Source organism: Allobosea sp. P4_E12 (assembly GCF_056401655.1).
Map to the genome: position 1 here is coordinate 272,251 of NZ_JBFUIY010000003.1, position 12,633 is coordinate 284,883.

Genomic DNA, 12,633 nt, shown 5'->3' on the forward strand with positions numbered 1-12,633 from the left:
TTCACCTCACCCTCTGGCCGTCGGCATCGAAGAACAGCGGCCTGAGCAGGCTCACGCTGACCTCGTCGCTGACATCCAGTCCTTCATCGGGATCGACCAGGCTGACGATCTGCTGCTGGTTCACCGCGATATGCAGGTGGTTCTGGTCGCCGAGCCGCTCGATCCAGTTGACCTTGCCCGTCACCGCGCCGTTGCCCGCCTTGGCGATGGCGAGATGCTCGGTGCGCACGCCGATCGTGGTCGTGCTCGCCGGCGCCTCCAGATTGGGAAAGAGTGCGCGCGGCAGCAGGTTGATGCCGGGGCTGCCGAGCCGGGTGGCGACATAGATGTCGGCCGGGTCCTCATAGATGCTGCGCGGCGTGCCGATCTGCACGAGGCGGCCCTGGTTGATCACGCCGATCCGCGAAGCCAGCGTCATCGCTTCGGTCTGGTCATGCGTGACGTAGAGGATGGTCGCGCCCAGGTCCTGCTGGATATGCTTCAGCTCGATGCGCAATTCCGCGCGCAGCTTGGCATCGAGCGAGGAGAGCGGCTCGTCCATCAGGTAGATGGACGGGCTGCGCACCAGGGCGCGGCCGATCGCGACGCGCTGCATCTGGCCGCCGGAGAGTTGTGTCGCGCGGTTCTGCAGCTTGTCCTCGATCCTGAGCAGCTTTGCGACATGGCCGACCGCGCGCCGGATCTCGTCCTCCGGCGTGCGCCGTGTCGGCGAACGCAAGGGGAAGGCGAGATTGTCGAAGACGCTCAGATGCGGATAGAGCGAATATTGCTGGAACACGAAAGTGACGTCGCGCGCCGCCGGCGGCAGCGCGGTGACGTCGACGCCGCCGATGAAGATCCGGCCGTCATCCGGGGTTTCCAGCCCGGCGACGAGGCGCAAGACTGTCGTCTTGCCAGCGCCTGTCGGCCCCAGCAGCACCACGAACTCGCCATCGGCGATGGTAAGCGACAGGTCGCTCGCGGCCTGCACCGCGCCGAACCGCTTCGAGACCTGCGTCAGCGTGACTTCAGCCATGGGTGCGCCTCGTCGTGCCGGCCTCATGCAAGGCGGAGCGGATCGCCTTCCCCGTCGCCGCATCGAACAGCGACAGCCGCTCCGGCCTGAACGAGAGGCTGACGCGCTCGCCGGCGACAACCGGCATATGGGCGGGCAAGCGCGCCTTGAGCTTGCCGCGCGGGGTCGCGACCGTCACGATCTGGGTCGTGCCGAGATATTCGGTGCCGAAGATCTCGCCCGGAAGGGCGCTGCCTTGCCGGCCGGGATCGCCGATGACGATCTGCTCCGGCCGCACCCCCAGCGCCAGCGGCCCGGGCGCGTGGCTCTCGCGCAGTTCCGGCAAGGTCACGGAGGCGGCATCGATGCTGACCGAGGTCGAGCCCGCAATCGCTGCGCCGTCGAAACGAACGAAGTTCATCGCTGGCGAGCCGATGAAATCCCCGACGAACATCGAGTTCGGCCGGTCATAGATCTCCTGCGGCGAGCCGAGCTGCTCGATCACGCCATCATTCATCACCGCGATCTTGTCGGCCATCGACATGGCCTCGAGCTGGTCGTGGGTGACGTAAACCGTCGTCGCCTTCAGCCGGTCGTGTAGGGCGCGCAGCTCGCCGCACATCAGATGGCGGAACTCGGCGTCGAGCGCGCCCAATGGCTCGTCCATCATGAAGGCCTTCGGCTCGCGCACGATGGCGCGGCCGAGCGCGACCCGCTGCCGGTCGCCGCCGGAAAGGCCGGATATCGATTTGTCGAGCAGATGCTCGATGCGCAGCACGCGCGCCGCTTCCTCGACGCGCCGTCTCGTCTCGTCCCTGGGCACGCCCATCGAGACCAGCGGAAAACTGATGTTCTTGCGCACGTTCATATGCGGGTAGAGCGCAAAGAGCTGGAACACCATGGCGATGTCGCGTTCGCGCGCCCGCTTGAAGGTGACGTCCTCGCCGTCGAGCTGGATGCTGCCGGAGGATGGCAGTTCCAACCCCGCAACCATCCGCAATGTCGTGGTCTTGCCACAGCCCGACGGACCCAGCAGGCAGAAGAAATCGCCATCCTCGACCGTGAAGCTGGTATCGCGCACCGCCATGAAGGCGCCGAACCGTTTCACCAGATTGTCGACCCGGATCTCGGCCATGGCTCACTCCGGGAACTTGGTGACGAAGGTGAACATGACGACGCCGATCAGGGTCGTGACGAAGGAATAGCCGTAGAGCGCAAGCGAGAAGGGCTGCAGCAGCATCAGCACGCCGGCCGAGATCAGCACCGTTGCCAGTGTTTCCATCGGTCCGCGTCGCAGCGCCTTCGGCCAGCGCGACGCGGCCGCGCCTTCGCGCTCCCGGGGATGGCTCAGATGCCGGTTCATTTGCAGGTTCATTTGCGCACCGCCCCGAAGGTGATGCCGCGCAGGAGGTGCTTGCGCAGCAGCACGGTGAAAACCAGGATCGGTATCAGGAACAGCGTCGTTCCGGCCGCCACGGCCGGCCAATCCTGCCCGCCCTCCCCGATGATGATCGGGATAAAGGGCGGCGCGGTCTGCGCCGTGCCCGAGGTAAGCAGAACGGCGAAGGCATATTCGTTCCAGGCGAAGATCAGGCAGAAGATCGCGGTCGCGACGATGCCGGTCGTGGCCTGAGGCAGCACGACCTTGCGGAAGGCCTGCAGCCGCGTATAGCCGTCGATCATCGCCGCTTCCTCGTATTCGCGCGGGATCTCGTCGATGAAGCCCTTGAGCAGCCAGACGGCCAGCGAGACATTGACCGAGGTGTAGAGCAGGATCATTCCCAGCCGCGTGTCGGAAAGGCCGAGTTCGCGATACATCAGGAAGATCGGGATCGCGACGGCGATCGGCGGCATCATCCGTGTCGACAGGATGAAGAACAGCAGGTCGTCCTTCAGCGGCACCTTGAAACGCGAGAAGGCATAGGCCGCGCAGGTACCCAGGCCGACCGAGAGCAGCGTCGAGCCGAAGGCGATGATCAGCGAATTGACGAAGCGCGGCACGTAGTTCGACGGGCCGACGACCACCATGCTGCGCGAACGGGTGATCTCCTCGCAGGCGGAATTCGCAGGCGGGAGCGAGGCAAGGTAGTCCGCCGTCTGGCGCGAGCGCGTGTTGAACAGGTTGCAATAGCCTTCGATCGAAGGCTCGAAATGCAGGAAGGGCACGACCTTGGGTGGGTAGGAGATCGAATCGGGCGGCGTCTTGATGCTGGTCAGACCGATCCAGAGCAGCGGCACGATCGCCACCAGCGCGTAGAGGGCGACGATGGTGCCGGCCAGCAGCTTGACGCGACCGCTCGGCGCGACGACGGAATGGGCCGTGGAGAGAGCGCCGCTCATCGTGCCTTCACCTTGTTCAGCGCCTTCACATAGATGTTCGCCAGCCCGAACACGGCGACGAACAGGATAATTGCGAAGGCGGAGGAATAGCCGGTGCGCCAGGCCTCGAAGGCGGCGCGCTTCAGCGTGATCGAGGCGAGTTCAGTGGTCGAGCCCGGTCCGCCGGAGGTCAGAAGATTGACCATGTCGAACATCTTGAAGTTCTCGATACCGCGGAAGAGTACGGCCAGCATGATGAAGGGCAGGCACATCGGCAGCGTGATCGAGATGAATTGCCGCCAGTTGCTGGCCCGGTCGACCTCCGCTGCCTCGTAGATGTAGTCCGGGATAGAGCGCAGGCCTGCGAGGCAGATCAGCATCACGTAGGGCGTCCACATCCAGGTATCGACGATGATGATCGCCCAGGGACTCAGGGTCACATCGCCGAGCATCTGGAAGGAGGACGGCGGAATGCCGGAGAAGAACGAGACCACGTAATTGAACAGGCCGATCTGCGGCTGGTACAGGAAGGTCCAGAAATTGCCGACCACCGCCGGCGAGAGCATCATCGGGATCAGGATCAGCGTGGTCCAGAAGCCATGGCCGCGGAACTTGCGGTCGATCAGATAGGCCAGCGCGAAGCCGATGACCATCTGCAGCAGGATCGTCCAGAACACGAAATGCGCCGTCGCCTGCATGCGCTGCCAGATTTCGGGATCCGACAGGATCGTCTGGTAGTGCTCGATCCCGACATTGCGCAGCGGCGCATTGGGGCGATTGGCGCGGTAATTGGTGAAGGAGAGCTGGATCGTCCAGATCAGCGGAAACAGGTTGATCACGAGCAGGAGGATCATCGTCGGCGCGATGAAGATCCAGGCGATCGCCCTGTCGCTGAGGCCCCGGACCCGGTGGGCGATCGGGGGATAGGCTGCGCGCATCGCTGCCGCGCTCCTGATGCCGGTGACGTCGCTCGCATTCATGACTCAGCACCGTTCAAAGGCAAGGTCGGGAACTGGCTGCGCCGCCTGTGAGAGGCGCAGCCCCGGTTCGGCTGGGGGGAAAGCCCCGCTTGCGTCAGAACTTGCCGTCTTCCTTGAAGACCTTGGTCCAATCCTGGATCAGCAGGTCGAGCGCCTGTTTGGCTGTGCCCTTCTCCGCCACGACATAGTCGTGGATGCGCGCCTGCTCCGCCTGCATCAGCTGCGCGTAGGAGGGCTCGGCCCAGAAATCGACGACCTGGCCCATGGCGACGAGGAAATCGGCCGCGAAGGGCGCAGATTTGGCGAAGCCGGGATCGTTCAGCACGCCCTTGTGGCAGGTATAGCCGCCGAGCTCCCACCACTTCTTCTGCACATCGAGCGAGGCGAACCATTTGACATAGGACAGCGCCTCGGCCTGGTTCGGCGAGTAGGCGACGACCGAGAGGCCCTGCCCGCCGAGCTGCGAGCCCTTCTCCTTCTCCGGCGGATTGACGAAGAAGCCGATCTTGTCGCCGCCGACATTCGGATCCTTGTACAGGCCGGGGAAGAAGGCGAACCAGTTCATCTGCAAGGCCGCCTGCCCGGATTTGAAAGCGTCCAGACCCTCCTGCATATAGGCGTTGGAGTAGCCCGGCGGGGTGCAGCACTTGTACAGGGACTTGTAGAACTCCAGGCCCTTCACGGCGTCCTCGGAGTTGACGAAGCCGGCCATGGCGTAGGGCTTCTTCGGGTCCTCATATTTGAAGCCGAACGGATAGAGCGCGTTGGCGACGCCCATCGTGATGCCTTCCGAGCCACGCTCGGTGAAGATGGCCGCGCCATAGACCTTCTTGCCGTCGATGTCGCGGCCCTGGAAGAACTCGGCGATCTGCTTCAGCTCGGTCTGGGACTTCGGCGCCGCGAGCTCGCGGTTGTACTTCGCCTTGAATTCGGCCTGCAGCTCGGGCCTGGAGAACCAGTCCTTGCGGTAGGTCCAGCCGAGCGCATCGCCCATGGCCGGCAACGCCCAGTAGTTTGGCGTGTTCTTCGGCCATTCGGCATAGCCGGTGACTGTCGCCGGCATGAAGTCGTCGATCTTGATGCCTTCCTTGGCGAAGAAATCGTTCAGCTTCACATAGTGCTTGTTCTCGGCGGAGCCGCCGATCCACTGCGAGTCACCGATGATCAGGTCACAGAGCTTGCCCTTTGAATTGAGCTCGTTGAGCATGCGGTCGGCGAAATTCGGCCAGGGCACGAACTCGAACTTCATCGCGATATTGGTCTTGGCGGTGAAGTCCTTGGAGAGTTCGACCAGCGCATTGGCCGGATCCCAGGCCGCCCAGCAGAGCGTCAGCGACTTGCCCTGTGCCTGGGCCCCGGGGGCAGCAAGTGCCGCGCTCCCGGCAATGGTCGCGGCCAGCATCCATGTCCTGAATTGTGTCATGTGCTTCCCTCCCTTGGCGTGCCGTCACCAGCCGTCATTGGGGTGACGGGCGAACCTGCGCGACCGCGAAGGGCACAGCCGCAAGATAGGGCACAGCCGACGCGGGATGTTTCCTCACGCCGCCCCGGAACGAGCCGTCCAAGTTCAGCGATTTGTTTAGTGAACTCTCAATCACTAAACATGTCAAGCAACGACGACCCCGGACAACATATTGCAATGCAACCGTTTTTATTGCGATGCACAAGTTCAGTGAACTGTTGGGCATGGCCGATTCGAGGCCGCGCTGGACAATCTCGGCGGCGCGGTCGGTGCCGCCGTGCTTGGCACGATCATCATCAGGCGCGAGCAGTTCCACTCCAACATCATCGGCCAGGCGGTCATCGCGCGCGGCAAGACCGCGAAGCGCCAGGCCCTGGTGCTCGGCGACAGCCTCGCCATCATCGGCATCATGCTGGTCCTCGCCGCGATCGTGGTCCTGTTCGCCAGGAAGGGCCCAGGCGGCGGCGCAGCGGCCGCGCATTGAAAGGCTCGGCCCTGCCGGTTGCGATTGCGGCCAGGGTGAGAGCCTTCAGTCGGCCGCGTGGCCGGAGCCGGATTGCCGGATCGCCGCCTGCAGGGCGTCCGGCGCGACGGGCTTGTGCAGCACGCGGTATCCGGTCGCGTTCAGCTCCCGCAGCCGCTCCGGCATGGTGTCGCCGGTGACGATCAGCGCCCGGGCACGATATCCCAGTTTTTCCGCCAGGCGTTCGACGGCCTCGCTGCCGGTCAGCCCGGCCTTGAGCCGATAATCCGCGATGATCAGGTCCACCCTGCCTGCGCCCACCTTGGCATGGCGCCGGCAAAGCTCCTCGACGTCCGTCCCGGCGATGGCCTCGTGGCCCCAGGCCGTCAACAGGCTGACATTGGCGTCAAGCACCTGAGGATCATCGTCCAGGACCATGATGCGAAGACCGGGCGGGAAGGCCTGCGCCCGCGCCGGCGCCAGCCCCGAGGCCGGCGGATCGATCCGCGGAATCCGCACGGAGAATGTCGAGCCCTTGCCGGCTGTGGAGCGCAACCCGATGGGATGCTCGAGCAATGCCCCCAGGCGCCGAACGATGGCGAGACCGAGGCCAAGTCCCTGCTCGCGGTCGCGTTCCGGATTGCCGAGCTGGGTGAACTCCTCGAACACGGCCTGATGCTGCTCCTGGGGAATGCCCGGCCCGGTATCGACCACGAGAATCTCGATCGCCTCCCCGCGACGGCGACTGCCGATCAGCACGCGGCTGTCGGGGGCGTGGCGGAGCGCGTTCGACAGGAGATTGTCGAGGATGCGCCTGAGCAGTTCCGGATCGCTATCGCCCCAGGCATCGCCCGGCACCGCGCGCAGATCGATGCCGCGCTGGCGCGCCTGGGGTGCGAAGACCTCCTGCAGGTCCGCCAGCATCCTGCCGAGATGAACCGGCTGCCGTCGCACCGGAACGAGGCCGGCATCGAGTTGCGAAACGTCGATGAGGCCGTTCAGCAGCCCGCCGAGCGAGCCAATGGCCGCGTCCAGCTTGTCGGCGATCCCACTGGCTTCATGGCTTCCGACAGCGCCGCGCCGGGCGAGCGTTCCGAGCGTCGCCGCAAACAAGGCGAGCGCGTGGACCGGCTGCCGCAGGTCGTGGCTCGCCGCCGCGAGGAAACGCGTCTTGGCCTTGTCGGCAGCCGTGGCGCGGTCCCGCTCGCGCTCGAGCCCGCGCACCAGCGCCAGATTCTCGAAGCGCAGGGCGACGGTCTCCTTCAGGGTGCGGTAGGTGACCCGGCAGCAAAAGAGATAGGCCCCGATCAGGAAGAGCTGGAACAGGGCATAGACCGAATAGATCGACCCTTCCTGCATGAGACAGCGCAGGGCGAAAGGCAGGTGCATGGCGATCAGCAGGCCGATATAGGCCGGCGGATAGGCCGAGAGGGACGGCACCGCTCCGCCCGACAAGCCGGTCAGCACGATGCAGACGAAGGCGATCAGATGCGGCTGGGTCGGTTCGAAGCCGAACCAGCCGAGCGCTCCCCAGAGCAGGCTCGACAGGATCGACAGGACCGTGAAACGTCGGGCCCAGTTCGTCGCCTCGGCCTCGCCGTCAGCCCGGGCGAAATAGCGCCGCGACAGCAGCAGGCGGGCTCCGGTGAGGAGATAGGTCGCGCCGATCCAGCCGATCAGCAGGCCGACCGGCACCACCTCGCGCATCACATAGGCGACGGGCCAGGGGATCACGAGATTGGCGAGCAGGATCGAGCCGGACTGGCGATAGAGGAGTTCGACCAGAGCCGCACGCAGATGGGTGCTGGTGTCAGGCGTCAGCGCCGGGGCCCGCATGATTGCTCCTTCCTGCGCCGGCAAGCGCTCACCGCGCAGGGGTGATGCCGCAGGGCCCGTAGCCAGTGACGCGCGCCCAAGGAATAGTCACGCATCATGATTCCTCGCCACACGTCCAGGACGCCGGCCGCTCCAGCCGAAGAAACCGCCTGCCGCATCATTCTGGCCGACGACCATGCCCTGATCCGCGAAGGGCTGAAGCTTCTGATCGCGACGCAGCAGGACCGTACCGTCGTGGGCGAGGCCGCGGACGGCGCAAGTCTTGCCGCATTGCTGAAGGACAGGCCGGCCGAGCTTCTCGTGCTCGACCTGGGCATGCCCGGGCTGACGGGCCTGCGCTCCATCGGCGAGCTGCGCCAGGCCTATCCGCGCCTGAAGATCCTGATCCTGACGGCGAACACCGATCCGCAGATGGCCCAGGCGGCGCTGGCGGCGGGGGCCGACGGTTATGTCGTGAAGGGCAGCGATCTCGACGAGCTGTTCGACGCCCTCGCCGCCCTGCAACGGGGCCATCCCTATGTCAGCCTCCCGCTGCGTGACGCCAAGCTCCAACAAGGGGTGGGCACGCCGGGCGGCATCCCGTTCGATGCGACCACATCTGTTGCGCTGACGCGGAGGGAAAGTGAATTGCTGGTCCTGATCGCCGGTGGCGCCACGACCCGCGCCGTCGCCGCACGTCTTGGCATCAGCCCCCACACTGCCCGCAAGCACCGGGAGAACCTCATGCGCAAGCTCGATCTGCACAGCGCTACGGAACTTGCAGCCTATGCGGTGCGCGTCGGCCTGCCTGTCGGTTGACGCGGCACCGGACCGCCGCCAACGCTGCCGCGGTCCCCAAGCTCCCTGCCCGCCTGCCCTAGCGGGCATAGCCCGGCCGTCGCCGCGCGGGCTGTGACGGCTGCGTAGCCGGGGCCTCGTCAGCAGCAAGGCGGCAACAGAACGGCTTGAACGGACAAGGGCGACCTCGGGCGGGACCAGAAACCCTCCTGGCGAAGGATCGGGCCCCGCACTGTCACGACTCCGCAGGCGGCGTTCAATACGGCAGATGCCGTATTTCATCTCTTCGGCGCTGCTGCCGCGACCTGGAAGGCGGCCGATGCGCCGCCTCGACCGGCTTCGTCAGCGCAAGCCTCGCGCATGGTCGGCAAACGATCGCCCTCGCGCGGCGCCGAAATACGGCATCCGCCGTATTTCTCCGAGGCCTCGCCATCCATACAGTCCCGGCTTTCGGCGACGGCATTGGCGGCAAGCCGCAGGCTTCCGGGATCGCACGAGAACCTCATGATTGGCGGACAGAGTGATCGACCATTTGCAGCGTGCCTTGTCCCGGACCACGGCCCTTGTCGGACCGCAGTTCGCAATTGCCGTGGCGTTTTCGGCCGCCCTGTCGATCCCAATGGCCCGGGCCGACGGGGGCCAGGGCGGAGGTATGAACAGAAGCCCAGGCGGCGGGGACAGCTATAGCGGACCAGGCGGGAACGGAGGCGATTCCGGCGCCGGCGCAGGTGGCGGCGGGGCAGGCTGGAGCGGCGGCAACGGTGGAGCGGGCGACGGTGTGCCAGGGTCCGGCGGAGCCGGCGGCGTGGGCGCAGGAGCATCGGGACAAGCGGGACGCAACGGGGCCAATGGCGGCGGCGGCGGTGGCGGTGCGCACGGTTTTCTCGATGCGGGGGCGAGCTTGCCCGGCAATGCGGTTTCCGGTGGCGACGGCGGCGCTGGTGGTGCTGGCTATTCCCCCAACGGTGGGAACGATGGCGGCGGCTTCGGTGCAGTGCTTGGCGCCGCGACCGGCGCGATCAATGCCGCGACGACGGGCGGTACTGGCGGCGCAGGAGGATCGGGCCACAATGATTGGACCTACTTTTACGGCCATGGCGGCAATGGTGGCTCCGGCGGCATCGGCCTGGTGTTCCTGAGCAGCGGAAGCTTCGTCCTCAATGCCGCAGCGACCGGTGGCATGGGTGGAGTCGGTGGTACGGCTACCGGGTTGAACGGTCCTATTGGTGGGCACGGCGGCGCAGGCGGGGTGGGGCTGCAGTTCCTGACCGGCGGCCATGCCGAGATCAATGCGTCGGTCGTTGGCGGCAATGGCGGAGCCGGCGGTACGGGGAGCAGCGGCGCCGGCGGCATCGGCATTGTCGGTTCCAGTCTCGACCTGATCCTCGGCAGCGGCGCGACGGTGGCGGGCGGTCTCTCTGGCGACGGAGCGAGGCGCGCCGATGCGATCCATCTGACGGGTCCCAATAACCGGGTCGAGCTGCAGGCTGGCGCGACCGTGACGGGCAATGTCGTGGCCGGCGGCATCGCCGGCAATGTGTTCGCGTTGGGTGGCTCGGGCAATGGCGGCTTCGACGTCTCCTCGATCGGCGCGAGCGCGCAGTTTCGCGGCTTTACCGCTTTCGAAAAGCTCGGCACGAGCATCTGGACACTCACCGGATCCGGCAACCAATCCTGGTCAATCCAGGCCGGCACTTTGCGGGCTGGCGCATCGGGCGTTTTCGGTGCGTCCTCGCAGATCACGGTGGCGTCGGCTGCGACACTCGATCTCGGTGGCTTCAACCAATCGATCGACACGCTTGCGGGCGCGGGGATGGTGACGCTGGGCGCAGGAACCTTGAACGCGGGCTCCGGCAACGGCGGTTCGACCTTTGACGGCGTCATCTCGGGGACCGGTGGTCTGATCAAGGCCGGAACGGGAACGCTGACCCTTTCGGATGCCAATACCTATACGGGCGCGACCTCGGTCACCTCAGGTTCCCTGATCGTCAACGGCTCGATCACGGCATCGTCGGGGGTGACGGTCGCAGCAGGCGCGACCCTCGGCGGCTCCGGCACGCTGCCGACGACGGTGATCAACGGCGGCACGCTGTCGCCGGGCAATTCGCCTGGCACGCTGACGGTCAACGGCAATCTGACGCTGAACCCCGGCTCGACCTATATCGCCGAGGTGCAGGGCGCGTCGCCGATCGGGTCAACGTCACCGGCACGGCCGCGCTGGCCGGCGCGCTGCGGATCGTGCCGCTCGGCGGCGCCTATCGGCTCAACAGCCCCTACACGCTCCTTTCGGCGACGGGCGGTCGAGCCGGCAGCTTCAGTCCGGTCGACACGACCGGCAGCTTCGGCGACGGCGTCACCACGGGGGTGAGCTACACCAGCACCGATGTGCTGCTGACGCTCACCCCGAAGCCGCTGGCTCCGATCGTGAACCCTATCGACCCTGTCGCGCCCACACCTGCACGCCCGCGCCTTGCCCTCGGTCGTCCGGCCAATGCCCTTGCAATCGCCTCGGCCATCGATGGCGCGGTGGCCGCTGGTGGCGACCCATCCTCGCTGTTCGGGATCTACAACCAGCCGGCGGTTGCGATCCCGGCCGCGGTGAACAGCCTGTCCGGCGAGATCCATACGGCCGCAGCGGCAACGGCGGAGGTTGCCGCCGACCAGTTCCTGCGGGCGATGCTCGATCCCTCGGCAGCAGGGCGGCTCGGCGCTGTCCTACCCGGCCCCGGCGCAGCCGCCTTCTCCGGCACGGTGCGCAAGGGCGCCGACCAGCCTGCTGGACCCTCACGGCTCGAGGCGCCGACCTATTCGGTCTGGGGCTCGGCCTTCGGCTCCTATGGTCGCACCGATGGCAACGCGGCGGTGGGCTCGAGCCGCCGCAAGATCGACGATGCCCATCTCGCGACGGGTGTCGATCTCCGGCTGATGCCCGGCACGGTCGCAGGCTTCGCCGTCTCTGCCGGCAGCGCGCGGGCCTCGCTGCCCGGTCTGCTCGGGAAGATCGATGCCGATGTCTTCCAGGCCGGTCTCTATGGCGTCACCCAGCTCGGCCCGGTCAGGCTCGGCGCGGCGGCGAGCTATGCCCGGCTCGACAATGAGGTCAGCCGCGGCATCCCGGCGCTCGGCAGCAGCCTGTCCTCGTCTTACGACACGACGGCCTGGAGCGGGCGCCTGCAGGCGAGCGCCACTCTGCTGAACTGGAACGGCTTTGGTCTCTCGCCGCTGGCCGCGCTCCAGGCGACGCGGGCGCAAAGCCCGGCCGTGCGCGAGAGCAACTGGGCCGGCGCCACTGCCGGCGCGCTGGCTTTGGCCAGGCGCAACGACGTCACGAGCCGCAGCGAACTCGGCCTGCAGCTCGACGCCGACACGATCCTCAATGGGGTTCCCGTCACCGGCTATGTCCGGGCGGTCTGGGCGCATTCCTTTCAGCGCGATGCCGACCTGACCGCGAGCCTGGCGGGTTTTCCGGGCGCGGCCTTCAGCGCGACGGGCGCGCAAGCCGATCGCAACAGCGCGCTCGTCGCCGCCGGCCTCAACGCCAGGCTCAGCGAGCGCATCACGCTCGGCCTCAACCTCGACAGCGAACTTTCCGCGGGCAGCAGCCGCCTCGGTGGTTCCGCGCAGCTCAGGGTCGGCTTCTGAGGCCAGGCTGCGCCGTACGGCGCTCCGTCCGCTTCGGACCCGGCGTCGATTCCATGTGAGTGGAGCAGATGCAGCGGATGTTGCGCCATGAGTGCCGCTCGGGCCGCGGCCGGCATGGCCCAGCCGCGACCTGCAGCCCAAGGATCGGCCCGATTTTGCC

General features: G+C 66.6%; 9 protein-coding genes and 2 pseudogenes. 4 read left to right on the forward strand and 7 right to left on the reverse strand.

Going from position 1 to position 12,633, the window contains the following annotated elements:
- Nucleotide 1: 1 nt before the first annotated feature.
- From AC1DW9_RS05100 to AC1DW9_RS05125, 6 genes are all read right to left on the reverse strand, one after another.
- Entirely contained in the window at nucleotides 2–1,015 is a 1,014-nt protein-coding gene (locus AC1DW9_RS05100; protein ID WP_441506722.1) for an ABC transporter ATP-binding protein, read from the reverse strand.
- Nucleotides 1,008–2,129, reverse strand: coding sequence for an ABC transporter ATP-binding protein (locus tag AC1DW9_RS05105; RefSeq protein WP_441491144.1), 1,122 nt, complete (start codon nucleotides 2,127–2,129; stop codon nucleotides 1,008–1,010). The genes AC1DW9_RS05100 and AC1DW9_RS05105 overlap by 8 nt, the downstream gene beginning before the upstream one ends.
- 3 nt (nucleotides 2,130–2,132) lie before the next feature.
- Entirely contained in the window at nucleotides 2,133–2,357 is a 225-nt protein-coding gene (locus AC1DW9_RS05110) for a hypothetical protein (RefSeq protein WP_441491143.1), read from the reverse strand.
- Between the two features lie 8 nt (nucleotides 2,358–2,365).
- The gene (locus tag AC1DW9_RS05115; RefSeq protein ID WP_441491142.1) at nucleotides 2,366–3,334 is read right to left on the reverse strand and encodes a carbohydrate ABC transporter permease; all 969 of its coding nucleotides are present in this window, start codon (nucleotides 3,332–3,334) and stop codon (nucleotides 2,366–2,368) included.
- A complete protein-coding gene (locus tag AC1DW9_RS05120; protein ID WP_441491361.1) occupies nucleotides 3,331–4,251 on the reverse strand; it encodes a carbohydrate ABC transporter permease in 921 nt (306 codons plus the stop codon). Before AC1DW9_RS05120 ends, AC1DW9_RS05115 begins: the two co-directional genes overlap by 4 nt.
- Before the next feature lie 136 nt (nucleotides 4,252–4,387).
- A complete protein-coding gene (locus AC1DW9_RS05125) occupies nucleotides 4,388–5,695 on the reverse strand; it encodes an ABC transporter substrate-binding protein (RefSeq protein ID WP_441491360.1) in 1,308 nt (435 codons plus the stop codon).
- A 304-nt stretch (nucleotides 5,696–5,999) separates the two neighbouring features.
- On the opposite strand from AC1DW9_RS05125, the pseudogene AC1DW9_RS05130 reads away from it, so the two are divergent.
- Nucleotides 6,000–6,239: pseudogene (locus tag AC1DW9_RS05130) on the forward strand (EmrB/QacA family drug resistance transporter); the annotation flags it as partial.
- A gap of 45 nt (nucleotides 6,240–6,284) precedes the next feature.
- Here the strand turns inward: AC1DW9_RS05130 and AC1DW9_RS05135 are convergent.
- The gene (locus AC1DW9_RS05135; protein WP_441506721.1) at nucleotides 6,285–8,054 is read right to left on the reverse strand and encodes a hybrid sensor histidine kinase/response regulator; all 1,770 of its coding nucleotides are present in this window, start codon (nucleotides 8,052–8,054) and stop codon (nucleotides 6,285–6,287) included.
- Nucleotides 8,055–8,150: 96 nt separating this feature from the next.
- Here AC1DW9_RS05135 and AC1DW9_RS05140 point away from each other — a divergent pair, with 96 nt between their 5' ends.
- The 3 genes and pseudogenes from AC1DW9_RS05140 (at nucleotide 8,151) to AC1DW9_RS05150 (ending at nucleotide 12,473) form a co-directional block, all read left to right on the forward strand.
- A complete protein-coding gene (locus tag AC1DW9_RS05140) occupies nucleotides 8,151–8,852 on the forward strand; it encodes a response regulator (RefSeq protein ID WP_441506720.1) in 702 nt (233 codons plus the stop codon).
- 1,792 nt (nucleotides 8,853–10,644) lie between these two features.
- Nucleotides 10,645–10,809: pseudogene (locus tag AC1DW9_RS05145) on the forward strand (autotransporter-associated beta strand repeat-containing protein); the annotation flags it as partial.
- 260 nt (nucleotides 10,810–11,069) lie between these two features.
- Nucleotides 11,070–12,473: an autotransporter outer membrane beta-barrel domain-containing protein gene (locus AC1DW9_RS05150; RefSeq protein ID WP_441506719.1), complete on the forward strand. Its 1,404-nt coding sequence runs from the start codon at nucleotides 11,070–11,072 to the stop codon at nucleotides 12,471–12,473.
- Nucleotides 12,474–12,633: the final 160 nt, after the last annotated feature.

Bases quoted from the DNA above. Each gene is read 5' to 3' on its own strand.
- AC1DW9_RS05100 (WP_441506722.1), bottom strand. From the start codon at position 1,015: ATGGCTGAAGTCACGCTGACGCAGGTCTCGAAGCGGTTCGGCGCGGTG.
- AC1DW9_RS05105 (WP_441491144.1), bottom strand. From the start codon at position 2,129: ATGGCCGAGATCCGGGTCGACAATCTGGTGAAACGGTTCGGCGCCTTC.
- AC1DW9_RS05110 (WP_441491143.1), bottom strand. From the start codon at position 2,357: ATGAACCGGCATCTGAGCCATCCCCGGGAGCGCGAAGGCGCGGCCGCG.
- AC1DW9_RS05115 (WP_441491142.1), bottom strand. From the start codon at position 3,334: ATGAGCGGCGCTCTCTCCACGGCCCATTCCGTCGTCGCGCCGAGCGGT.
- AC1DW9_RS05120 (WP_441491361.1), bottom strand. From the start codon at position 4,251: ATGCGCGCAGCCTATCCCCCGATCGCCCACCGGGTCCGGGGCCTCAGC.
- AC1DW9_RS05125 (WP_441491360.1), bottom strand. From the start codon at position 5,695: ATGCTGGCCGCGACCATTGCCGGGAGCGCGGCACTTGCTGCCCCCGGG.
- AC1DW9_RS05135 (WP_441506721.1), bottom strand. From the start codon at position 8,054: ATGCGGGCCCCGGCGCTGACGCCTGACACCAGCACCCATCTGCGTGCG.
- AC1DW9_RS05140 (WP_441506720.1), top strand. From the start codon at position 8,151: ATGATTCCTCGCCACACGTCCAGGACGCCGGCCGCTCCAGCCGAAGAA.